The 22,437-nt window shown below is 70.2% G+C and carries 22 protein-coding genes; 4 read left to right on the top strand and 18 right to left on the bottom strand.

Annotation, left to right across the window (positions count from 1 at the left end; all coding sequences use genetic code 11):
- Positions 1-2: 2 nt before the first annotated feature.
- Positions 3-788 carry a transporter substrate-binding domain-containing protein gene (locus tag AB0K52_RS09195; protein ID WP_363528498.1) on the bottom strand — a complete coding sequence of 262 codons (786 nt, stop codon included), beginning with the start codon at positions 786-788 and terminating at the stop codon, positions 3-5.
- Between the two features lie 158 nt (positions 789-946).
- On the opposite strand from AB0K52_RS09195, the gene AB0K52_RS09190 reads away from it, so the two are divergent.
- On the top strand, positions 947-1,852 hold the full coding sequence (locus AB0K52_RS09190) for a 5'-3' exonuclease (protein ID WP_363528495.1): 906 nt from the start codon (positions 947-949) through the stop codon (positions 1,850-1,852).
- Positions 1,853-2,097: 245 nt separating this feature from the next.
- Here AB0K52_RS09190 and AB0K52_RS09185 read toward each other — a convergent pair whose 3' ends face one another.
- The gene (locus AB0K52_RS09185; RefSeq protein ID WP_363528492.1) at positions 2,098-2,475 is read right to left on the bottom strand and encodes a VOC family protein; all 378 of its coding nucleotides are present in this window, start codon (positions 2,473-2,475) and stop codon (positions 2,098-2,100) included.
- Between the two features lie 51 nt (positions 2,476-2,526).
- Positions 2,527-5,256 carry a DEAD/DEAH box helicase gene (locus AB0K52_RS09180; RefSeq protein WP_363528489.1) on the bottom strand — a complete coding sequence of 910 codons (2,730 nt, stop codon included), beginning with the start codon at positions 5,254-5,256 and terminating at the stop codon, positions 2,527-2,529.
- A gap of 99 nt (positions 5,257-5,355) precedes the next feature.
- Between AB0K52_RS09180 and AB0K52_RS09175 the strand changes: the two genes are divergently transcribed.
- Complete coding sequence (locus AB0K52_RS09175; protein ID WP_363528486.1) at positions 5,356-6,093, top strand: HAD family hydrolase; 738 nt, start codon at positions 5,356-5,358, stop codon at positions 6,091-6,093.
- A gap of 89 nt (positions 6,094-6,182) precedes the next feature.
- Here the strand turns inward: AB0K52_RS09175 and tatC are convergent, their stop codons facing one another.
- From tatC to AB0K52_RS09150, 5 genes are all read right to left on the bottom strand, one after another.
- Positions 6,183-7,166 carry a twin-arginine translocase subunit TatC gene (gene tatC, locus AB0K52_RS09170; protein ID WP_363528484.1) on the bottom strand — a complete coding sequence of 328 codons (984 nt, stop codon included), beginning with the start codon at positions 7,164-7,166 and terminating at the stop codon, positions 6,183-6,185.
- 22 nt (positions 7,167-7,188) lie between these two features.
- Positions 7,189-7,467, bottom strand: a complete 279-nt coding sequence (gene tatA / locus AB0K52_RS09165) for a Sec-independent protein translocase subunit TatA (protein WP_208495084.1) — start codon at positions 7,465-7,467, stop codon at positions 7,189-7,191.
- Positions 7,468-7,694: 227 nt separating this feature from the next.
- Complete coding sequence (locus AB0K52_RS09160) at positions 7,695-7,904, bottom strand: hypothetical protein (protein ID WP_363528481.1); 210 nt, start codon at positions 7,902-7,904, stop codon at positions 7,695-7,697.
- A gap of 61 nt (positions 7,905-7,965) precedes the next feature.
- Entirely contained in the window at positions 7,966-8,901 is a 936-nt protein-coding gene (locus AB0K52_RS09155; protein ID WP_363528478.1) for a YafY family protein, read from the bottom strand.
- Positions 8,898-9,878 carry a WYL domain-containing protein gene (locus tag AB0K52_RS09150; RefSeq protein ID WP_363528476.1) on the bottom strand — a complete coding sequence of 327 codons (981 nt, stop codon included), beginning with the start codon at positions 9,876-9,878 and terminating at the stop codon, positions 8,898-8,900. Before AB0K52_RS09150 ends, AB0K52_RS09155 begins: the two co-directional genes overlap by 4 nt.
- A gap of 140 nt (positions 9,879-10,018) precedes the next feature.
- Between AB0K52_RS09150 and AB0K52_RS09145 the strand changes: the two genes are divergently transcribed.
- Complete coding sequence (locus tag AB0K52_RS09145) at positions 10,019-11,113, top strand: DUF3866 family protein (RefSeq protein ID WP_363528473.1); 1,095 nt, start codon at positions 10,019-10,021, stop codon at positions 11,111-11,113.
- Between the two features lie 320 nt (positions 11,114-11,433).
- Here the strand turns inward: AB0K52_RS09145 and AB0K52_RS09140 are convergent, their stop codons facing one another.
- From AB0K52_RS09140 to arc, 7 genes are all read right to left on the bottom strand, one after another.
- Entirely contained in the window at positions 11,434-11,697 is a 264-nt protein-coding gene (locus tag AB0K52_RS09140; RefSeq protein ID WP_363529563.1) for a hypothetical protein, read from the bottom strand.
- A gap of 8 nt (positions 11,698-11,705) precedes the next feature.
- Complete coding sequence (gene pafA, locus AB0K52_RS09135; protein ID WP_208495090.1) at positions 11,706-13,064, bottom strand: Pup--protein ligase; 1,359 nt, start codon at positions 13,062-13,064, stop codon at positions 11,706-11,708.
- Positions 13,065-13,330: 266 nt separating this feature from the next.
- The gene (prcA, locus tag AB0K52_RS09130) at positions 13,331-14,092 is read right to left on the bottom strand and encodes a proteasome subunit alpha (RefSeq protein ID WP_363528470.1); all 762 of its coding nucleotides are present in this window, start codon (positions 14,090-14,092) and stop codon (positions 13,331-13,333) included.
- A 15-nt stretch (positions 14,093-14,107) separates the two neighbouring features.
- Positions 14,108-14,902 (bottom strand): proteasome subunit beta, encoded by a 795-nt coding sequence (prcB, locus tag AB0K52_RS09125; RefSeq protein ID WP_363528467.1) that lies wholly within the window; start codon positions 14,900-14,902, stop codon positions 14,108-14,110.
- 212 nt (positions 14,903-15,114) lie between these two features.
- Positions 15,115-15,330: a ubiquitin-like protein Pup gene (locus AB0K52_RS09120; RefSeq protein ID WP_208495093.1), complete on the bottom strand. Its 216-nt coding sequence runs from the start codon at positions 15,328-15,330 to the stop codon at positions 15,115-15,117.
- Positions 15,331-15,442: 112 nt separating this feature from the next.
- On the bottom strand, positions 15,443-16,948 hold the full coding sequence (dop, locus tag AB0K52_RS09115; RefSeq protein WP_363528463.1) for a depupylase/deamidase Dop: 1,506 nt from the start codon (positions 16,946-16,948) through the stop codon (positions 15,443-15,445).
- Positions 16,949-17,160: 212 nt separating this feature from the next.
- On the bottom strand, positions 17,161-18,942 hold the full coding sequence (arc, locus tag AB0K52_RS09110) for a proteasome ATPase (RefSeq protein ID WP_208495095.1): 1,782 nt from the start codon (positions 18,940-18,942) through the stop codon (positions 17,161-17,163).
- 117 nt (positions 18,943-19,059) lie between these two features.
- Between arc and AB0K52_RS09105 the strand changes: the two genes are divergently transcribed.
- Entirely contained in the window at positions 19,060-19,347 is a 288-nt protein-coding gene (locus AB0K52_RS09105) for a ferredoxin (protein ID WP_208495096.1), read from the top strand.
- A 144-nt stretch (positions 19,348-19,491) separates the two neighbouring features.
- Here the strand turns inward: AB0K52_RS09105 and AB0K52_RS09100 are convergent, their stop codons facing one another.
- The 3 genes from AB0K52_RS09100 to AB0K52_RS09090 all read right to left on the bottom strand — a co-directional run bounded on the left by AB0K52_RS09100 (position 19,492) and on the right by AB0K52_RS09090 (position 22,398).
- Positions 19,492-20,433 carry a tRNA (adenine-N1)-methyltransferase gene (locus AB0K52_RS09100; protein WP_363528459.1) on the bottom strand — a complete coding sequence of 314 codons (942 nt, stop codon included), beginning with the start codon at positions 20,431-20,433 and terminating at the stop codon, positions 19,492-19,494.
- A 33-nt stretch (positions 20,434-20,466) separates the two neighbouring features.
- Positions 20,467-21,573, bottom strand: a complete 1,107-nt coding sequence (locus AB0K52_RS09095) for a M50 family metallopeptidase (RefSeq protein ID WP_363528456.1) — start codon at positions 21,571-21,573, stop codon at positions 20,467-20,469.
- A 78-nt stretch (positions 21,574-21,651) separates the two neighbouring features.
- The gene (locus AB0K52_RS09090; RefSeq protein ID WP_363528453.1) at positions 21,652-22,398 is read right to left on the bottom strand and encodes a class I SAM-dependent methyltransferase; all 747 of its coding nucleotides are present in this window, start codon (positions 22,396-22,398) and stop codon (positions 21,652-21,654) included.
- Between the last annotated feature and the right edge of the window lie 39 nt (positions 22,399-22,437).

Genomic DNA, 22,437 nt, shown 5'->3' with positions numbered 1-22,437 from the left:
CACTACTGCCCGGTGTCCCCGGTGTAGGGCTCGCCGATCCACTTCTCGTACAGCTCGGCGTAGGTGCCGTCCTCGAAGGCCTGCTTGAGCATGGCGTTGACCTCGTCGAGGAGTTCGGTGTCGTCCTTCTGAACGGCGAAGCCGTAGTGCTCCTCGGTCTCGATGGTCTGGACGAGGGCGAGGTCGGGGGCGTCGGCGATCATGGCGGTCCAGGTGGCGAGGTCGGCGATGGAGGCGTCGACGCTGCCGGCGCTGAGCGCGGAGGCGATGTCGCCCATGGTCTCGAAGGCGACGGGCTCGTAGCCGAACTCGGCGGCGTGGTCGTTGGCGTAGGTCTCGCCGGTGGTGCCGGACTGGACGGCGACCTGGAGGCCGGAGAGGTCTTCGAGCGAGGCGACGGCGGACCCGCTGGGCGCGACGAGGGCCTGGTCGGCCCGGTAGTACGCATCGGACATGCCCATGGCCTCCTGGCGCTCCTCGGTGATGGTGAGGCCGGCGGCGGCGATGTCGCAGGTCCCGGCGTTGAGGGCCGAGCCCGAGCCGATGGAGTCGAAGTCGATCTCGACGACTTCGACGGTCTGGTCGAGGCGCTCGGCGAGGAGGTTCATGAGGTCCATGTCGAAGCCGACGTACTCGCCGCCCTCCATGAACTCGAAGGGCTCGAAGGGGACGTTCGTGCAGACGGTCAGGGTGGAGTCGTCGCCAGAGTCCGACGTGCATGCGGCGGCGGCGAGCCCGGTCCCGATCAGGGCCAGTGCGGCGGCGGCGCGGCGGGCGTTGGTGTTCACCTGAGGGCTCCTCAAAGTTCGCTGATTCGCTGATCATTCCGTTCGGACACTCCCATCGTTGTTCCAGCCCGTGGAAAATGTGGCTGGTTTCGCACTAAAGGAGGCGGTTGCATCGGCGTTCTCACGCTGTGTCGGACAGGCGTGAGACAGTGGTGGGCATGCTGATGCTCATCGACGCCGCCTCGCTGTGGTACCGGGCCTACTACGGGCTGCCCTCCTCGATCAAGGCCCCCGACGGGCGGCGCGCGGGCGCGGTGCGGGGCTTCTTCGACGGACTGGCCGTGCTGGCGCGCAAGTACTCCCCCACCGGGCTGGTGTGCTGCCTGGAGGGGAACTGGCGGCCGGAGTGGCGCATCGAGCTCATGCCGGCGTACAAGGCGGCGCGGGCGCTGCCCGACGGCTCGGAGGACACTCCTGAGGGCCTTGACGACCAGGTCGCGGCGATCGAGGCACTGCTCCCGGCCCTGGGCGTGGCCACTGCGACCCACCCGCGGTTCGAGGCCGACGACGTGATCGCGACGCTGGCGGCGCGCACGGCAGAGCCGGTCATCGTGGTGACCGGCGACCGGGACCTGTTCCAGCTCGTCGACGACGAACGCGACCGCAAGGTCGTATACCTCGCGCGCGGGATATCTAAGGCGGAAATGTTCGACGGCGAGGCGGTCGCGACGAAGTTCGGCGTCGCCCCAGAGCACTACGTGGACTTCGCGGTCCTGCGCGGCGACCCCTCGGACGGGCTGCCGGGCGTCAAGGGCATCGGCGCGAAGACGGCGGTGACGCTGGTGAACACCTTCGGCGGCATCGCCGGCCTCAAGGCCGCAGCGGCCGAGGACGGCTCGGACCTGCCCGAGCGCCAGCGCAAGGCGATCAGCGAAGCCGGCGACTACCTCGACCGGGCCGTCAAGACCTCGACCGTCGTCGCCGACGTCGACGTACCCCTGATCGACGCGACCCTCCCGGCGTCCCCGAAGGACCCCGCGCGCGTCGAAGCCCTCGCGGCCGAATGGGGCGTCGCCTCGGCTCTCAAGCGCTTCCACGAGGCCATCGCCCTCGAAGCGGCCTAGTTCACACCGAGATCGACCCCCGCGAACATCGGAACTGTCGTACCCCCGGCGGACTCTTGAAGCCGGGGACCGGTCTCGGCGAACGCTTGCGGAGCCGTCAATGTGCACAGCCCAGAACCGCGTTGCACGGTCGGGGTGCCCGCCGGAAGCCTGCAGGCCGTCCACCCAAGGAGCGAAACGCGGGATTCCCGGTCGCCGCTGTACGGGGCGACTACCCTGCCCTCGCGAATCGGGCCGGCGGGCGGCTACTCCCAGACCGTCGCGGCCGCTTCGAATTCGGCGCGGTCGGAGTGCACCGGGATGACGCACACGATGTGACCGCCGGGCGCGCGCAGCGTCCGGCAGTCGAGCCAGCGCGAGACCTCGGTGGCGCCGAGCGCGATGAGCCGCGCGGTCTCGGCGTCGAGGTCGTCGGTCTCCATGTCCACATGAAGGCGCGGCTCGCCCTCGTCGAGGCGCTGCACCACCGTCACCAGCCCCGGCAGTGCGCCCTCGAGGACCGTGAACTGGTCCTGCCCCGGGGTCGGCCGCGCGGTCGCGCCCAGTGCCCCCGACCAGAAGGCGGTCGCCGCCTCGGCTTCGGGGGTGTCGATCAGGACCGTCGAAATGCGGCTGCGGTGCACGGGGGTTCCTTCCAGTTCGGTGCCGGGCCGGCGGAACACGTCGGTGCCGGCTCAGACGTCGGCGACGACGCCTCGGCGAATCGCGTCCACCGCGTCGAACGCGGCGTCGGCGAGCTTATTGGATGACTCGGTGCCGATATATCTTGCAGCTGTCCCCATCTGGTGCAGCAGGTCGGCCGTGCGCCGCGCCCACCGCACGAAGTCGCCGCCGGGCATCGGCCACGGGCCGTCCGCGGCCGCCAGCGCCTTCGACAGCTCCTCGCCCCGCGTCCACCGGTAGATCGGCCAGGCCAGGCCCATCTGCGGGCGCGAGATCAGCGAGAGCCCGCGCGTGTTCTCGGCGCGGCGGATCGCCTCCCAGCGCCGCACGGTCTTCGCCACCGGCTCGGTGATCGGCCCGGGGACGGCCACGAAGAACTCGTCCTCTTCGAAGCGGGACTCGTAGATCACCGTGGACGCGATCGCGGCGAGCGACGGCGCGTCGAGCCCTTCCCAGATGCCGTCGCGCAGGCATTGCGCGACGAGGAGGTCCGTCTCGACGAACAGGTTGCGCAGCAGCCGCCCGTCAGCGGTGACGGTCTCGCCGTCGAGATACCCGAACTCGCTGAGCACCTCGCGCACGGCCGTGAACTGCCGCGCCAGGGAGTGCTCGCGCCGCTCGGAGCGGCGCCGCAGCAGCTCGCCCTCGCGCTTGAGCCGCGACCAGCGGGCGGCGTGGACGGTGTGCTGCCCGGCGTCGGGGCAGGTGCGGCACGGGTGGGCCTTGACCTCCTCGCGCAACCGCGCGATCTCGGGGGTCTCGGCCGCGCCGCCGCGCCGGGTCGGCCGCGAGCGGTCCCTTGTGGCCTCGCGCAGGCTGGAGGCGAGGTCGGTGCGGGCCTTGGCGTCGCGCCGGTCGAAGCGCTTGGGCATGCGGATGCGGGTGACGACCTGGACGCCGCCGTCGAACGCGGAGGTCTCGAGGGTCCCGGCCCAGCCGTCGGCGGTGAGCACCGACCAGCGCGGGTCGTGATGGCGCGAGCCGCCGGTGGGGCGCAGGAACACGGCCCAGCCGGTGCGCTTGCCGCGGGAGATCCAGATGACGTCGCCGCCGCGGAGCTTCTCGAGGTTGGTGCGGGCCTCGTCGCGCAGGGCGCCCTTGCGGCGCTTCTGGGCGCCGCGCTCGGCGTGCGCGAGCTGCTGCGTCAGGTCGTAGTAGGCGAGGAAGTCGCCCAGGTGGCACTCGGCGCCTTCGGCGGCCTCGGCCGCGCGGCGGTTGAGGGTGCGGGCCTGCTCGGCGATGTGGACGGCCTCGGCGTCGGACTGGAACTGCGCGAAGGAGGACGCCAGGACCTCTTGGGCGCGTTCGACGCCGGCGGCGCCGATGAGGTTGACGGCCATGTTGTACGAGGGCGCGAAGCTCGAGTTGAGCGGGTAGGTGCGCTTGGAGGCGAGCCCGGCGAGCTCCTTGGGGCGCACGTCCTCGGCCCAGACGGTGACGGCGTGGCCCTCGATGTCGATGCCGCGGCGTCCGGCGCGGCCGGTGAGCTGGGTGTACTGGCCGGGGGTGAGCATGACGTGGTCGGAGCCGTCGTACTTGATGAGGCGTTCGAGGACCACCGACCGCGCGGGCATGTTGATGCCCAGGGCGAGCGTCTCGGTCGCGAACACGGCTTTGAGCAGGCCGCGTTCGAACAGCTTCTCGACGACCTCTTTGAACACCGGGAGGAGCCCGGCGTGGTGGGCGGCGATGCCGGCGGCGAGCCCGGCGAGCCACCGGTCGAAACCGACCGCGTCGAGGTCGGCGGCGTCGATGTGGGCGACGGCGGCGGTGGCGTAGTCGACGATCTCGTCGCGCTCGCGCCCGTCGGTGAGCCGCAGCCCGGCGCGCACGCACTCGTCCACGGCGGCATCGCATCCGGCGCGGGAGAAGATGAAGTAGATGGCCGGCAGCAGCGAGGCCTGGTCGAGGCGGGAGACGACGCGGCCGCGGTCCACATAGGGCCTGCCGCCGCGGCGGCGGCCGCCGGTGCGGCCCTCGTTGCGCTCGCGCGCCCGGGCGTCCTTCTTGAGCAGTTCCTTCGAGACGTAGTCGCCGTCGGGCTCGAACAGGTCGAGCAGGGCGCCGCCGATCATCATGTGCTGCCACAGCGGGACCGGGCGGGTCTCGGAGACGACGACCTCGGTGGAGCCGCGGACGCTCTTGAGCCAGTCGCCGAACTCCTCGGCGTTCGAGACCGTCGCCGAGAGGGAGACGACCCGGACCTCCTGCGGGAGTTCGATGATGATCTCCTCCCACACGGCGCCGCGGAAGCGGTCGGCGAGGTAGTGCACCTCGTCCATGACCACATAGCGCAGCCCGTGCAATGTGGAGGAGCCCGCGTAGATCATGTTGCGCAGCACCTCGGTCGTCATGACGACGATCGGGGCCTCGCCGTTGACGACCGTGTCGCCGGTCAGCAGCCCGACGTTCTCCGCGCCGTGCGCGGCGACGAGGTCGTTGAACTTCTGGTTCGACAGCGCCTTGATCGGAGTGGTGTAGAAGCACTTCGCACCCTCGGCCAGCGCCAGGTGCACGGCGAACTCGCCCACGACGGTCTTGCCCGCGCCGGTCGGGGCGCACACGAGCACGCCGTGGCCGCCTTCGAGGATGCGGCAGGCCTCGACCTGGAAGTCGTCGAGTTCGAACGGGTAGTCCCCCGCGAAGGCCGCCAGCTGAGGCCATTGCCGTCGCGCCTGCGCGGCGGCGTGGCGTTGAGCCGGGGAGCGGTCGTCGGCGTAAGGCACGTCGGCGGTAACCATGGCCTCAACACTAGACTGCCGCACCGACAAGAGCACTCCGGTAACGCGGGTTCCGTACCCGGCTGTGACGACGCCTACACGGCCGGGTATCGTCCGTTTGTGCACCGGGATTCCTCAGCAGGAGATGACGATGCGGGACGCGGAGGGGTCGACGCGGTCCTGTTCGATTTCCAAGGCACCTTGGCGCAAGTGGAACCGCTCACGCGCTCGGTGATGCTCGCCGCGGAGGCGTGCGGGCGCAAACTCGACCCGATGGCCGTCACCGCCCTCGCCGACGCGATCGGCGCGCAAGGCTGGGTCGGCGCCGGCACGGAGGCGCGCGTGCGGCCGCATTTCGCCGACGCCTGGGCCGACCGCGACCTCGACGAGGACGCCCACCGCGAGGCGTACACGGCGCTCGCCGAGCAGGCCCACGGCGTGTTCGAGGGCCTGAGCGAGGCCCTGTACGACCGGCTCGCGTCCCCCGAGGGCTGGGTGGCGTACGCCGACACGGTGGCGACGCTCGTGGCGTTGAAGGCGCAGGGCTACCCGATCGCGCTGGTGTCGAACATCGGCTTCGACCCGCGGGGGATCCTGCGGCGCTTGGGCATCGACCGGTTCATCGACGAGTGGATCCTGTCGTACGAGGTCGGGTTCTGCAAGCCCGACGAGAAGATGTTCTACGCGGCCTGCCACGCGCTCGATGTGGAGCCGAGCCGCACGCTCATGGTCGGCGACTCGATGGCGGACGCGGGCGCGGCGCGGATCGGCGCCCGCTGCTACCTGGTGCCGCACGCGGAGGCGGGCCGGATGGTGGGTCTCGAAGCGGTGCTGCGGCTCGTGCGCGGCGGCTGCTAGCGCGCGCCACCCCGGAAGGACACGACAAGGGCCCCACCGCTGTCGCGGTGGGGCCCTTCGTTCATGCTCGACCTTCGTCCTCAGGGGACTCAGGTGATGTCGTCGTAGCCGTCGACTCGGCGGCCGAAGCGGTTGCGCCGCTCGTTCTCGGCCGGGTAGTCCTCGTCGTCGAGACTGCTGGCGCCGATGTCGGCGGTGGCGACCAGGTCGTCGGCGGCGCCGATGTCACCGGCCTCGTCGTCGTCGAGGTTGTCGTCGTCGTACGTGATGCCCTTGCGCTTGTCGTTGAGATAGGCGACGCCGCAGGCGGCAAGGTAGAGGATGAGCATGCAGATCGCCAGCGCGGTCATGCCGAACGGGTCCGGCGTGGGCGTGAAGATCGCGGTGAAGACGAAGCTCACCAGGACCACGATCCGCCACCAGCCGAGCATCTGCTTGGCGTTGACGAGACCGATGACGTTCAGCATCAGCATGATCAGCGGGAATTCGAAGCCGATCCCGAAGACCATCATCACCGAGAGGAAGAAGTTGAGGTAGTCCTCGAGGTTCAGCAGGATGACGAAGTCCTGGCTCGCCAGCAGCATGATGAACTCCATGCCGTGGGCGACCACGAAGTAGGCCAGGACCGCGCCGGCGAGGAACAGCGGCGCGGCGATCCCGATGAACAGGTAGGCGTACTTGCGCTCGTTGCGGTGCAGGCCGGGCGCGATGAACGCCCACAGCTGGTAGAGCCAGACAGGGGCGGTCCCGACCAGGGCCGTGTAGAGCGAGATCTTCAGCATCAGGGCGATGTGCGAGATCGGCGAGTTCAGCACCGCCTGGCATTGCGCCCCGTCACCGGACTCCTCGACCGAGCCGCTGGCCAGGGCCGAGCAGTACGGGTCGGAGAGGAACTTGATGAGATCGTCGGCGAAGTAGAACGCGGCGGCAGTGCCCACCAGGATCACTATGACCGCGACCATCAGTCGGTTGCGCAGGTCGGCAATGTGCTCCATGAGCGTCATGGAGCCGTCGGCGGCGCGCTGGAACTTGGTCTTCCGTTTGCTAGCGCGCCGCGGTGGTTCGTCAGCCATGTGCGTAACGACCGGTTCCGGGCTAGCGGGTCTTCTTGTGGTCGACCGATTCGCCGTCGATCACGGACTCGTTGACCGGCTGCGGCGGGTCGAGCGGCTCGCGCGTGTGGCGCGGCTCGGCGCGGGTGTCGCCGTCCTCGTCGGGGTTGGCCCCGTCCTTCTTCATGGCCTCGGTCTCCGACTTGAGGATCCGCATGGAGCGACCCAGACCACGCGCCATGTCGGGGAGCTTCCTGGAGCCGAACACCAGCAAGATGACAACGACGAGAATGATGATGTGCCAGGGCTTCAATGCACCCATTGTTCGGTCCCTCCGGGTATATGTCGGTGACGTTAACCATCGTATGCCGCTTGGAAGGCGGCTGCCACGGAGGCCGAGTCTCGGCTCGATACCGAGTTCACCTGCGGTGGCGTGGCTACGACATGTCGAGCCGGACAAGCATGACCGACGTTTGACACTTCCGTCAACACTGGAGCCTTCGGGAACCCTGATCTTTATCAGAATGTGGCGGCCGGAACGGCGCTGCGTCACTTCTTGGGCAGTGCCGCGGCGGTCCGCTCGGCTTCGGCGAGGGTCGCGTTCAGGCGTTCTTGCAGGTCCTGTAGCTCACCGGCGCGTTCTTGGACGCGTTCGAGGCCGAATCGGAGTTGTTTGAGTCCGCCGAGGAGACGCGTGGCCGCTATGGCCAGGAGCACGAGTCCGGCGAGTGCCAGCACGACCGATATCGCCCAGATCATCGGGTCATTCTAACGCCGGGGCCCGCCGTGCCCGAGCGGGCCCGGCGGCGGGTCGGCGGGTTCAGGCCGACGGGTAGCGGGCCAGCGCGGCGCGGGCGGTCTGGCGGACGGCGTCGCGCAGCTCCTCGGGTTCGAGGACTTCGGCCTCGCCGCCGAGGCCGAGGACGAAGCGGCGGGCCCAGTCGAGGTCGCGCACGCGCATGGTGACGCGGCGGCGGCCGTCGCTCTCGCCGATCACTTCGTCGCACGGGTAGGCGTCGGTGACGGTCTTGGCGCCGGGGCCCAGGCGCAGCTGGATGCGCGGCAGCTCGGAGGCGAGGAACGCGGTGGGCGCGGGCTGGTTGGTCAGGCGCAGCGGCTCGGAGGGCTCGTCGAGTTCGGAGCAGGCGTCGATGCGGTCGATGCGGAACTGGCGGATCTCCCCCGCCGCGCGGCACCAGGCGCGCAGGTAGGCGTGCCCGTCGGCGGCGACGACCTCGATGGGGTCGACGACGCGTTCGGAGGTGGTGTCGCGGCTGGCCGAGTAGTAGGTGATGCGGGCGGCGTGCCCGGAGGCGACGAGGGCCGCGTACCGCTCGGCCTGCGGGTCGGTGACGGTGTCGCGGACGGTGACGTCGGCGGGGGCCTCGCCCGCGGCGGCGGCGAGCTTGTCGAGCGCCGAGGCGATCGCCGCGCGGTCGCCGACGCCGGGCGTGTCGGCGAGCACCCGGAGGGCGACCGAGAGCGCGAGCGCCTCGTGCGCGGCGAGGCGGACCGGGCGGTCCATGCCGGCGGCGAAGAGGACGCGGACCGCGTCGGCGTCGAAGGCGATGTCGATGAGGTCGCCGGGGCCGTAACCGGGCAGACCGCACATCCACAGCATGGTGAGGTCGGACTGCATCTGGTCGGGGTCGACGCCGAACTCGGCGGCGAGTTCGGCGAGCGGGACGCCCTCGGGCCGGGCGACGAGGTAGGGCACGAGGTTGAGGAGGCGGGCGAGCCGGTTCTGCTGGGTCACGGGGTCGCCTCCTCGTCGGCGAGGGCCTGCAGGCACGCGATGGTCTCCTTGACCAGTTCGGGCGGGTCGGTGACGAGGACGTCGGCGCCGAACGAGGCCAGCCAGGCGGCGGTCGCGGCGGTGTCGGTGTACGAGAAGCACGCCTGGTCGCCCTCGGGGGTGCGCGGGCCGATCTGGTCGGCGCGGCGGCGCACGCCCCAGGCGCGCCGGGGCCGGACGAGGACGGTGGCGCGGCTGGCGAGCTGCTGGTCCTCGGAGGCGGAGGCGAACGCGAGGACGTCGACGTCCGCGGGGATCGTGAAGGCCCCTTCGGGCCCGGTGAGGCGGACCTTCCCGCTGATGCGCGAGAGCCGGAAGCACCGCTGGGCGCCCCGGTCGAGGTCGAGGCCCGCGACGTACCAGCGGCCGCGCCAGGCCGCGCAGCCCCACGGCTGGATCCGGCGCTGCTGGGCGGACTCGTCGCGGGAGCCGAAGTAGTCGAAGACGACGGCGCGCCGGGAGGCGACCGCCTCGAGGAAGGGCGCGAGGGCGGCCTCGGCGCCGGGCAGGGACTTGACGGGGGACGCGGCGGCGTGCGACTCGACGTCGATGCCGGCGGCCCGGAGCTTGCGGAGCGCGTCGGAGGACCCGGACTGGAGCTCGGGCTGCTGCCACAGGCGCGCGGCGGCGGCCACGGCGGCGGCCTCGGCGTCGGTGAACTCGATCTGCGGCAGCTCGAAGTCGGAGCGGGGGATCCGGTAGCCCGGTTCGCCGTCGCCGAGGTAGTCGATGCCGGATTGCAGCGGGATGCCGATGCGGCGCAGCTCGGCCTTGTCGCGTTCGAACTTGCGCTGGAACGCGTCGTGGGCCTTCTTGTCGTCGTGGTCGTGCTCGTAGCCGGGAACGGTCCGGGCGATCCTGCTGGAGGTCTGGAAGCGCCGCGAGGACAGCAGGCAGAGCACCAGGTTCACCAGTCGTTCAGTGCGATCGTTGGACACCCGCCCAGCCTATGCCAGGCGGCGGAGGCGCTGCCAGCACGCCTGCCGGTGCGCGCGTCGCGTCGCCGCCGCGGCGGGACCGGGACCGGCGCGGCTCGGTGTGCTGCAGCGGTTCCGGCCGCGCTTGGTACTGTCCGGGCGTGATCAGATGGCGATACGGGACTGTCACCGGCGTGCGCGGCGGCTGGCGCGGCTGCACCGAACTCGAGGTCGACGTCGAAGCCCGCGAAGGCGAGGACGCGTTCTCGTGCCGGGGCCTGGCGTACGACGAGCTCGTGGGCGCGCCCGAGGTGGGCGACCGGGTGCTGCTCAACTGCAACGCCATCGCCAAGGGCCTGGGCACGGGCGGGTACGCGCTGGTCATCGCGGTCCCCGACCGGCTCCCGGCGGACGTGGACGCGCCCGGGCACATCGTCAAGGCCCGGTACACGCCGATGCAGGCGATGCGCTTGGCGGTGGACGAGGACGACTCGCCGCACCGCGCTGCTGTCGAGGCCTGCGAGGACCTCGGCGGGATGCCGGTGGTCGTGGCCGACCTGCATTCGGCGCTCGCGCCGGTCCTCGCCGGGATCCACGCGACCGCGCCCGGGGCGCGGGTCGCGTACGTGATGACCGACGGCGGTTCGCTCCCGGCGTGGTTCTCGCGCCAGCTCGACCAGCTCTCGGATCGGCTGTGCACCACGGTGACCGCCGGGCAGTGCTTCGGCGGCGACCTCGAGGCCACGAACGTCCACAATGCACTTATCGCGGCGCGGGTGGTCGGCGGCGCGGACATCGCGATCGTCGCGCAGGGCCCCGGCAACCTGGGGACGGGCACCGTGTGGGGCTTCTCGGGGACCGCGGCGGGCGAGGCGGTCAACGCCGCGTCGGTGCTCGGCGGCCGCCCGGTCGCGTCACTGCGGATCTCGGAGGGCGACGCGCGCGAGCGCCACCGCGGGATCTCGCACCACTCGATGACCGCGTACGCGAAGGTCGCACTGGCGCCGGCCGACGTGCCGGTGCCCGACGAGCTCCCGGCGGAACTCGAGGGGAAGATCCGGCGCCAGCTCGCCGAGCTCCCGGAGCGCCACCGCCAGATCGGGGTCGACTGCTCGGGTCTGGTCGAGGCCATGGAGGCACTGCCGGTCAAGCTCTCCACCATGGGCCGGGGCCTCGACCGCGACCGCGTCTACTTCGTGGCCGCAGCGGCCGCAGGCCGCCACGCCGCCCAGATCGCCAAGCGCCGCGACCAGTAGCGACGCGAGGACACCGCGCGTCCCTTCACTATTCCGGGCGACAACCGCCGGCCCCCGGACCCGCGACCGCACGTTCGAACACCCGCTCGTCGCACCGTTCTGGGACGCTGTCCCTATTTCAACGGTTGCGGTGAAGGTGGAAGCGGGCGGGTATCCGGGGCCACCCGTACGCCCGCCGCGCCGCGGGCGCGGCGCCCGCAGGCACCACGCGCCGCCACGGACGCCCAGCGGCACAGCGCCCGGTGGCACGGCCCCACGGCCCGCCCAGCACGCCGAAGCCCCGCCCGCGCAGTGCGCAAGCGGGGCTTCGGCTCACTTCCCTAGAGCACGAACAGGACCAGCAGCCACACACCGATGACCGCCGCCAGCGCGAGCGCCAGGACCCAGGTCGGGACCGTGTACTCGCCGCGGCGGTTGCGCGCGATCTCCTCGCGGATGCGCGTCGTGCGCCGCTCGTAGGCGGCCACCGGGTCGAGGGAGCTCAGCGGGCCGCTCGCGCGGCGGTCGGCCGGGCGCGCCCGGTCCCCCGCCTCGTCGGCGTGGTCGGCGTGCCGCTGCCCGGCCGCGCCGTCCCGATCGGTCACCGTGCGCCTCACATGCTCGCGATGAGCTTGTCGACGCGCTCGTCCCGCGACCGGAACGGGTCCTTGCACAGGACGGTGCGCTGCGCCTGGTCGTTCAGCTTCAAGTGCACCCAGTCCACAGTGAAGTCGCGGCGCTTCTCCTGCGCCTTCCGGATGAACTCGCCGCGCAGCCGCGCCCGCGTGGTCTGCGGCGGCACTTCCTTCGCCTCGAAGACCTCGACGTCGTGCGTCAGCCGCTCGGCTTCGCCGCGCTTCTCCATCAGGTGGTGCAGGCCGCGGCCGCGCCGGATGTCGTGGTACGCCAGGTCGAGCTGGGCCACGCGCGGGCTCGAGAGCGCCAGGCCCCGCTTCTCGCGGTAGCGCTCGATGAGCTTGTACTTCGCGACCCAGTCGATCTCGCGCGAGACCGAGTCGAGGTCGTCGGTCTCGACGGCCTGCAGCACCCGGCCCCACAGGTCGATGACCCGCTTGGTGCCCGCGTCAGCGCCGCGCTGGTCGACGAAGTCGATGGCCTTCTCGAGGTACTCGCGCTGGATGTCCAGAGCGGACGCCTCGCGGCCGCTCGCCAAGCGCACCAGGCGCTTTCCGGTCGTGTCGTGGCTGATCTCGCGGATCGCCCGGATCGGGTTCTCCAAGGTGAGGTCGCGCATCGTCACGCCGGTCTCGATCATCCGCAGCACCAGGTCGGCCGAGCCGACCTTGAGCATCGTGGTGACCTCGTTGATGTTGGAGTCGCCCACGATGACGTGCAGTCGGCGGTACCGCTCGGCGTCGGCGTGCGGCTCGTCGCGGGTGTTGATGATCGGCCGCGAGCGGGTCGTGGCCGAGGAGACGCCCTCCCAGATGTGCTCGGCGCGCTGCGACAGGCAGAAGCGCGCGCCGCGCGGGGTCTGGAGGACCTTCCCGGCCCCGCAGATGAGCTGGCGGGTGACCAGGAACGGGATGAGCACCTCGGCGAGCCGCCCGAACTCGCCGTGACGGCTGACCAGGTAGTTCTCGTGGCAGCCGTACGAGTTGCCGGCGGAGTCGGTGTTGTTCTTGAACAGGTAGATGTCGCCGGCGATGCCTTCGTCGTGGAGGCGCTTCTCGGCGTCGATCATGAGGCCTTCGAGGATGCGTTCACCGGCCCGGTCGTGCTTGACCAGGTCCTCGATCGAGTCGCACTCGGGGGTGGCGTACTCGGGGTGGGAGCCCACGTCGAGGTAGAGGCGGGCGCCGTTGCGGAGGAACACGTTGGAGGAGCGGCCCCAGGAGACCACCCGCCTGAAGAGGTAGCGGGCCACTTCGTCCGGAGACAGGCGGCGCTGTCCCCTGAAGGTGCAAGTGACCCCGTATTCGGTCTCCAGTCCGAAAATGCGCCTGTCCATGTCGAAACCCTACCCCGATTCGGTTGAGGAGAACACCCCTCGCGGTCGAACGGTTCCGTACCGCGACGGGCACTATGGATTTTGTTCGATACGCGGCGGTTTGCACCTGGCTTGATGCGGTCCCGCCGGGACGGTCCGTCCATAAGAGAGGGACGGCGGTTTCTCTTGGGAGCAGCGGTCGCCCGGTCCGCTTCGACCGGGCCGGCCGGGCCCGCGCGGTCGCGGGTACCCGTTCGGCCCGGTCGCGATCGGCGGCCGGGCGGCCGTCAGGACTCGTCGGTGTCGGCGGCCTCGGCGGTCTCCTCGGCGGCCTCGGTCTCGGCCTCCGCGGCGGGGCTCGCCAGGAGCGCTTCGAGGGCCAGGCCCTGGATGCGGCGGAACGCCCGGCCCGGGCGCGCCCGCTCCAGGACCGCGACCTCCAGGACCTCCTTGGTGAGCTCCCGGGGCGTGCCGTTGCCGCCCGAGCTGGACAGGGCCCGCAGCGCCAGCGCGAACGCGTCGGCGAGCGGGGCCTCGAAGTCGTGGCCTTCGGCCAGGATCTCCTTCAGCTGGTCGGCGTCGCCGCCCATGGCGAGGTAGCCGGGTTCGTCGTTGATCGAGCCGTCGAAGGTGAGCCGGTAGAGCTCGTCCTCCTGCGGGCCCGGGCCGACCCCGGCGACGCAGATCTCGACCTCGAAGGGCTTGGTCTGCTCCGAGAAGATCGCGCCGAGGGTCTGGGCGTAGGCCTTGGCGAGGCTGGCGGCGTTGACGTCGCGGCGGTCGTAGGAGTAGCCGCGCAGGTCGGCCATCCGGACGCCGGCGGTGCGGAGGTTCTCGAACTCGTTGTACTTGCCGACGGCGGCGAAGCCGATGCGGTCGTAGAGCTCGTAGACCTTGTGCAGGGCCGAGGAGACGTTCTCGGCGACGAGGAGGACCCCGTCGGCGCAGGAGAGCACCACGACGTTGCGGCCGCGGGAGATGTTCTTGCGGGCGAACTCGGCCCGGTCCCGCATGATCTGCTCGGGACTGGTGTAGAACTGCATGGCCATGTCCGGCTCCTCTCCTTATCCGTAGGGGTTCTCGGTGCGGGCCGCGATCACCGAGCGGGCGACGTCGGCCACGACGGCCTCGTCGATCCGCTTGGAGCCTTCGGCGGTGGCGGTCATGACCACGGGGTAGAGGTCGCGGGTCGGGTCGGGTCCGCCGGTGGCGGAGTCGTCGTCGGCGGCGTCGTAGAGCGATTCGACGGCGATCTTGACGGCTTCCTCGGTGCCGATGTCGCGGCGGTAGCGCTTCTTGAGGGAGCTCTTGGCGAACATGGAGCCCGAGCCGATGGAGTCGAAGTCGCGTTCGGCGTAGATGCCGCCGACGACGTCGAAGCTGTAGATCTTCCCGGCTTCGTCGAGGGAGGCGGCGTCGACGTCGAACCCGGCGAAGAGGGGGACGACGGCGAGGCCCTGGAGGGCGATGCCGAGGTTGCCTCGCAGCATGGTGGCGAGGCGGTTGGCCTTGCCGTTCAGAGTGAGCGGCGCGCCTTCGATCTTCTCGTAGTGCTCGAGTTCGAGCTGGTAGAGCTTGACCAGTTCGATGCCGAGGCCGGCCGTGCCCGCGATGCCGACGAGCGAGTAGCCGTCCGCCGGGAAGACCTTCTCTATGTCGCGGCTCGAGATGTAGTTGCCCATGGTCGCACGCCGGTCGCCGGCCATGACGACGCCTTCGGCGGTGCGCAGGGCGACGATGGTGGTGGCGTGGGCGCTGACAGCGGCGAAGTCGCCCGGCGGCAGGGGCCTTCGCCCCGGCAGCAGTTCGGGCGCCACCTGCATGAGGAACTCCGAGAAGGAGGAGGTTCCAGCCGTCATAAACGCGTTGGGCAGTTTGCCTGGGAATTCTTGACCTGTCACGACATGACCTCCCTGATCCTCTATTCAAAAAACGCGGCCCCTGCTTCGTGCTGCGGGGCGCGGGGCCGCCGGTGGGGGCAGAGCCCCGATGCGCCTGTCTCAGCGGTGCCCGAGGGCGCTCGCCGAGCGCTGATCCGTCGCATCAGGTGGCCCTGTCACCGGCAGGGGGCTTACTGGCCGCCCTTTTGCACGAACGAGCGGACGAATTCCTCGGAGTTGGTCTCCAAGACCTCGTCGATCTCGTCGAGCAGGTCGTCGACTTCTTCGGTGATTGCTTCGTGGCGTTCGGCGATCTCGGGGTCTACAGCGGCCTCAGTGGTGTCGGCGTCTGCTTCCTGCCGAGACCGCTGCGACTGCGACTGCCCGCCGGAGTCCTTCGCTGCCATAGCTGTTCCCTTCTACCTCGTCGGTGCCTAAACCGTACCGCGTGGGTACGACAGCACGCCAGATACGACGCCGCACTGGCGCCACTTATTCCCGCCGCTGCAACGGGAAGTCCTAGTCGGCGGTGATGATGTCGAGGAGGTCCTTCGCCGCTTCGCAGCGTTCGAAGAGCTCGCCGACATGGGCTTTGGTGCCTTTTTCGGGCTCCATCATGGGCACTCGCACGAGCGAGTCGGCGCCGACGTCGAAGATGACGGAGTCCCAGGAGGCGGCGACGACCTCGGAGGGGTACCGGGCGAGGCAGCGGCCGCGGAAGAACGCGCGCGTGTCGCTGGGCGGCTCGGTCATGGCGTCGATGATCTCGGTGTCGGTGAGCAGGCGCTTCATCTTGCCGCGGGCGACGAGGCGGTGGTAAAGGCCCTTCTCGGGGCGGACGTCGTGGTACTGCAGGTCGATGGCCTGGAGCTTCGCGGCGCCCCAGCCGAGGTTCTCGCGTTCGCGGTAGCGGTCGAGCAGGGAGAGCTTGGCGGGCCAGTCGAGCATGTCGGCCAGTTCCATGGGGTCGCGGGCGAGCGCGTCGAGGACGTAGGCCCACTGGTCGAGGACTTCGCGGGTGTCGGGGTCGGCGTCGGCGCCGCAGTAGGCCTCGGCCTGCTCCAGGATGGACTGCTGGAGTTCGATCGCGGTGACGCGCTTGCCGTTGCGCAGTTCGATCTTGTGCTTGAGGGTGGGGTCGTGGCTGACGGCGCGGAGTTCGGCGACGGGCTCGGCGATGCCGAGGGTGCCGTCGAAGGCGCCGGACTCGATCATGGACAGCACGATGGAGGCGGTGCCTACCTTGAGGAAGGTGGCGTACTCGGCGAGGTTGGCGTCGCCGATGATGACGTGGAGGCGGCGGTATCGCTCGGCGTCGGCGTGGGGCTCGTCGCGGGTGTTGATGATGGGCCGCTTGAGCGTGGTCTCGAGGCCGACCTCGACTTCGAAGAAGTCGGCGCGCTGGGAGATCTGGAAGCGGTGCTCGGAGGCGTCCTGGCCGATGCCGATGCGTCCGGCGCCGCAGAAGATCTGGCGGGTGACCAGGAACGGCGTGAAGTGGGCGACGATGTCGGCGAAGGGGGTCTGGCGCGACATGAGGTAGTTCTCGTGCGCGCCGTAGGAGGCGCCCTTGTTGTCGGTGTTGTTCTTGTACAGGTTGATCGGACCGATGCCGGGGGTGTGGGCCGCGCGGAGGGCGGCCTCGGCCATGGTCATCTCGCCGGCCTTGTCGAACAGGACGATCTCGCGCGGGTTGGTGACCTCGGGGGTCGAGTACTCGGGGTGCGCGTGGTCGACGTAGAGGCGGGCGCCGTTGGTGAGGATGACGTTGGCGAGTCCGGAGTCCTCGTCGGCGAGGTTCTCGGCCGGGTCGTAGAGGGCGCCGGTGTAGGTGAAGCCGCGCGCGTCGCGCAGGGGGGTCTCCTCCTCGTAGTCCCACCTGGCCCGGCCGCCCTTGGAGAGCTCGGGGCGGGCGGCGTAGGCGTTGACGATCTGCGAGGAGGTCACCATCGGGTTGGCGCCCGGCTGGCCCGGCACGGAGATCCCGTATTCGATCTCGGTGCCCATGATGCGGCGTACGGTCATGCTCTCGAGCCTAGTCCCTTCGGGCGCGGCGGCGCTCCCTCCGACTGGAGACGTCAGGATTTCCGGGCCGCCGAGATTCGCGCCGTTGAGGTTCTGGGTCTTCATGGCGACCGGTTACCCGGCGGCGGCCGGCCTGACACGTCCGGAGGTGCGCCGATCGGCCGGCGGTGGTGCCGCCGGCCGATCGAAGCCGCTGGTGGATCGGGTGGGTATTACAGGTACTGGCCGGTGTTCGACACGGTGTCGATGCTGCGGCCGGAGTCCGGACCCTTGCCGGAGACGAGCGTGCGGATGTAGACGATCCGCTCGCCCTTCTTACCGGAGATGCGGGCCCAGTCGTCGGGGTTCGTGGTGTTCGGGAGGTCCTCGTTCTCACGGAACTCGTCGACTGTGGAGTCGATGAGGTGGCTGAGGCGGATGCCCTTGGACTGGTGGGTCAGGAAGTCCTTGATCGCCATCTTCTTGGCCCGCGCGACGATGTTCTCGATCATCGCGCCGGAGTTGAAGTCCTTGAAGTAGAGCACTTCCTTGTCGCCGTCGGCGTACGTGACCTCGAGGAACCGGTTCTCGTCCACTTCGGAGTACATCCGCTCGACGACCGCCTGGATCATCGACTGCACGGTGGCGTCCCGGTCCTTGTCGTGCTCGGCGAGGTCGTCGTCGTGCAGCGGCAGGGTCGGGGTGATGTACTTCGAGAAGATGTCCTTCGCCGACTCGGCGTCCGGCCGCTCGATCTTGATCTTGACGTCCAGGCGGCCGGGCCGCAGGATCGCCGGGTCGATCATGTCCTCGCGGTTGGAGGCGCCGATGACGATGACGTTCTCCAGGCCCTCGACGCCGTCGATCTCCGACAGCAGTTGGGGGACGATGGTGTTCTCGACGTCGGAGGACACGCCCGAGCCGCGGGTGCGGAAGATCGAGTCCATCTCGTCGAAGAACACGATCACCGGCATGCCCTCGCTGGCCTTCTCGCGGGCCCGCTGGAAGACCAGGCGGATGTGCCGCTCGGTCTCGCCGACGTACTTGTTCAGCAGCTCGGGGCCCTTGATGTTGAGGAAGTAGGAGCGCCCGGAGGCCTCCTCCCCCCGCATCTCGGCGACCTTCTTGGCCAGCGAGTTCGCGACGGCCTTGGCGATGAGCGTCTTGCCGCAGCCCGGAGGGCCGTACAGCAGGATGCCCTTCGGGGCGCGCAGCTCGTGCTCGCGGAAGAGGTCGGCGTGGAGGAACGGCAGCTCGACCGCGTCGCGGATCATCTCGATCTGGCCGTCGAGCCCGCCGATGTCGTAGTAGTCGACGTCGGGGACCTCTTCGAGGACGAGCTCCTCGACCTCGCTCTTCTGGATGCGCTCGTAGGCGTACCCGGCGCGCGGCTCGATCATGACCGAGTCGCCCGCCCGCAGCGGGCCGTTGATGAGCGCGTCGGAGAGCAGCACGACCCGCTCCTCGTCGGCGTGGCTGGTCACGAGCGCGCGGTCCGGAGGACCGCCGGCGGTGTTCTCGATGAGCTCCTTGAGCGTCACGACCTCGCCGATGCGCTCGTAGTCGAGCACCTCGACCACGTTCATGGCGTCGTTGAGCAGCACTTCCTGGCCGCGCTCGAGCTCGTCGGGGTCGATCGACGGCGCGAGCGAGACGCGGAACTTCCTTCCGGAGGTGAAGACGTCGACGGTGCCGTCCTCGCGGGCCCCCAGGAACACGCCGTAGCCTGACGGCGGTTGGGCGAGCCGGTCGATCTCCTCTTTCAGTGAGACGATCTGCTCGCGGGCCTCCTTCAAGGTGGCCACGAGCCGTTCGTTCTGCTCCGACAAGCGATCGATCTGGGATTGGGCGGCGGCGAGCCGCTCCTCCAGAATGTGCATGTGTCGGGGCGTTTCGGTGAGACGGCGTCGGGCAGCGGCCAGTTCTTCCTGGAGCTCTTCGACCTGTCCTGACAGTTCGTCGTGCTCTGAGCCCTGGCTCAGGTTCTGTCGACGGTCATCGTTGCTACGTGCCACGGGTCACACCTCCCGAGTGAGGGTTTTCCTACACCAACCGTATCTGGTTGTGGACGCCAATAGTAAGGCTCGACACCGACATTCGCTAGAGCGATTGCGGCGATCTAGGCTGGAAACATGTCAGCTGAACGTGAACTCGAAGTCTCGATCGACCAGGACGCCTGTACCGGTGACGGCCTCTGCGTGCAGTACGCGCCGACCGTGTTCGAGTTCGACATCGACGGACTTGCCTACGTCAAGAACACCGACGGAGAGCTGTTGACTACGCCCGGTTCGCAAGTCAACGTGCCCGAACACCTGCGCTTGGACATTGTGAACGCCGCCCATGACTGCCCCGGCGAGTGCATCTACGTCCGCGACCGGGCCGACAAGACCGCCGTCGCCGGGCCCGGCGCCGACGAGTAGCCGAAACGGGATTCGGGGGGGGGTGGCGGACGGCGGCACCCCCCCCAAACCCGTTGGGGGCGGGTGACGCGATCGCGTCACCCGCCCGAATCCCGTTTCGGCACTTGCAGAGTCGTGAATCCGACTCATGATGTGACCGGATCGTTACGAAGCGGCGGTGTCGTTCCCGGCGGCGCCGTCGTCCTCAGTGGCCCGGAGCGCTTCGGTGGCACGCGCCTCGGCCTCGGCGGCGATCCGCTCCTTGCGCTCGCGCAGCGCCTGCTGCCCCTTGGAGGGCTTGAGCTTCCGCGCCGGGGCCACCGTCCCGGGGGCGAGCTTGCGGGCGGTGATGAGGAACGCGGTGTGGGCGATCATGCGGTGGTCGGGGCGCACCGCCAGGCCCTCGAGGTGCCAGCCGCGGATGAGCGACTCCCACGCGGCCGGCTCGGTGAAGGTCTTGCGCTCGCGCAGCGCCTCCACGAGCTCCGACATCTGCGTGGTGGTCGCGACGTACCCCACGAAGACCCCGCCGGGCCGCAGGATGCGCTCCACAGTGTCCAGCACCTCCCACGGGGAGAGCATGTCGAGCACGACCCGGTCGACCGGCTCGAGGTCGGCCTCGGCCACGTCCCCCACCGTCAGCGTCCAGTGCTCGGGCACCTCGCCGTAGTAGCCGCGGACGTTCTCCTCGGCGATCTTCGCGAAGTCCTCGCGCAGCTCCCACGAGTACACCCGCCCGGTCGGGCCGGTGGCCCGCAGCAGCCAGTTCGTCAACGCGCCCGACCCCGCCCCCGCCTCCACGACCCGCGAACCGGGGTAGATGTCGCCGAACGTGAGGATCTGCGCGATGTCCTTGGGGTAGATGACCTGCGCGCCGCGCTTCATCGACAGGCCGTAGTCCGGCAGGAGCGGGCGCAGCGCCAGGTAGGCGGTGCCGCCCTCCGTGGTGACCGTGACGCCGTCGGGCTTGCCGATGAGGTCGTCGTGGAAGAGCCTGCCCCGGTGGGTGTGGAACGCGCCGCCCTCCGCGAGGGTGATCGTGGCCATGCGGCCTTTCGCGTCGGTCAACTGGACGCGGTCGCCCGGCCCCAGCAGGTCAGATGCCACTTCGATGTACTCCTTCGATAGGTCCGGAGCATCTTAACGGAGGGCCTTGACCACGTCGGCGGTGTAGAGCAGCCCTGTCAGGCGGCCCTCATCGACCACGAAGAACCGCTCCGCGCCGCTCCGGCCGATCACGTCCACCAGCGCCTGGCCCTTGAGCCCGGCTTTGACGCCCGGGACCTGGTCGGTGGTGCGCAGCAGGCCCGCCAGGGGCATCGAGTCGACCTGTTCGGCCGGGACCGCGTCCGCGGCGGCGCGGTCGAGGACGCCGACGGGCTTGGCGTCGACCGCGACGACCTCGCGGCCCTCCGCGGCACGCAGCGCCTCCCCCAGGGTCGCCGTGGCCGGCACCAGGACGATCGGGCGGGCCAGCGCGGCGGCGTCGAGCGCTTTGACGCGCGGGCCCATGCGGGCGGCGCGGATGGCGCTGGTGGCGCCGCGCCACAGTTCGAAGGCCACGAAGACGAGGAGGATGAGGCCGAAGGCGGAGAACCAGTTCGACGCGTACAGCCACAGGCCGGCGGCGATGGTGGCGACGGCGACGACGCGTCCGGCCCAGCCGGCGACGCGGAACCCGGTCCAGCGGTCACCGGTGGCGGCCCAGATGCCGGCCTGGAGGGCTTTGCCGCCGTCGAGGGGCAGGCCCGGGAGGAGGTTGTAGACGGCGACGAGGAGGTTGGCGACGCAGATCTGGAAGGCGAACTGCCACACGAGGGAGCCGGGCGCGGTGAGGAAGAGTCCGGCGAGGCCGATGCCGCCGAGGACGGCGGAGACGGCGGGGCCGGCGAGTGCGATGGCGGCGGCGGTGCCGGGCCGGGGGGCCTCGCGGTCCATCTCGGTGAAGCCGCCGAGGGCGTCGAGGTTGATCTGGCGGACGCCGATGCCGGCGCGGAGACTGACGAGGGCGTGGCCGAGTTCGTGGAGGAAGACCGAGACGAGGAGGGTGACGGCGAAGAGGGCGGCGACGACGAGGGCGGCGCCGGTGCTCAGGCCGGGGACGGAGCGCTGCACGATCGGGGCGTAGACGATCACGACCACAGCGGCGAGGAGGAGCCAGGTGTAGCCGAGGGTGACGGGGATGCCCTTGAAGCGGACGAGGGTGAATCCGGATCGGCGGAAGGCCAGCGCGTGTGCAGTCGACATCGGCGGCAATGCTACGCGCCCGCCCGCGTGGTCGGCTTCGCGAACCACGGGGGCGGGCGCGCTTGAGAGGATTCCGATCTAGGCGGGGCGGACCTTGAAGGCGTAGGTCTTGTAGGGCATCGCGAACGCGTCTTTGCCCCGCAGGTCGGGGTGGGTGGCGACGACGTCGTCGACGACGTCGAGGATGCGCTGCTTCTGGGCGTCGTCGGCGACGAGGTAGTAGGAGCGGGACTGGACGAGGCGGAGGAGTCCGGCGCGGTCGAGGGGCATCTCGTGGCGGAACACGCGGTGTTCGGGTGCGGTGAAGCCGGGGCCGAAGTAGCCGGGTTCGGTGGCGGCGACGGCGTCGAGTTCGCCTTGGGCGTTGCCGATGGCCTCGGTGAGGGCGGCGACCCAGCCGGTGGCGTTGTCGCGGACGTTCCAGATGGGGGCGAGGAGGCCGTCGGGGCGCAGGACGCGGCGGATCTCGGGGAGGGCGCGTTCGCGGTCGAACCAGTGGAAGGCCTGGCCGGCGGTGACGATGTCGGCGCTGGCGTCGGGGAGGGGGAGGGCTTCGGCGGGGCCTTCGTGGGCGGCGTGGACGCCGGGGCTGGCGGCGGTGAGCTTGGCGAGCATCTGGGGGTCGGGTTCGACGGCGGTGACGCGGTGGCCGAGGGCGACGAGCCCGCGGGTGAGGAGGCCGGTGCCGGCGCCGAGGTCGACGATGTCCTTCGGTTCGTCGCCGGTCTGCCAGCGGAGGGCTTCGGCGGGGTAGGTGGGGCGGATGGAGTCGTAGAGGTCGGCGGCGGGGCCGAAGGAGCGGGCGGCGTTCGCGTCGATGGTCATACCGTAAACAGTACACGCGTTATGTTTGGTTGGCGGGAC

The organism is Glycomyces sp. NPDC049804, from assembly GCF_040674615.1.
In the GTDB taxonomy this organism is placed as follows: domain Bacteria; phylum Actinomycetota; class Actinomycetes; order Mycobacteriales; family Micromonosporaceae; genus Glycomyces; species Glycomyces niveus.
The sequence above is the reverse complement of the archived record's forward strand: the minus strand, read 5'-3'. Positions and strand labels throughout refer to the sequence as shown.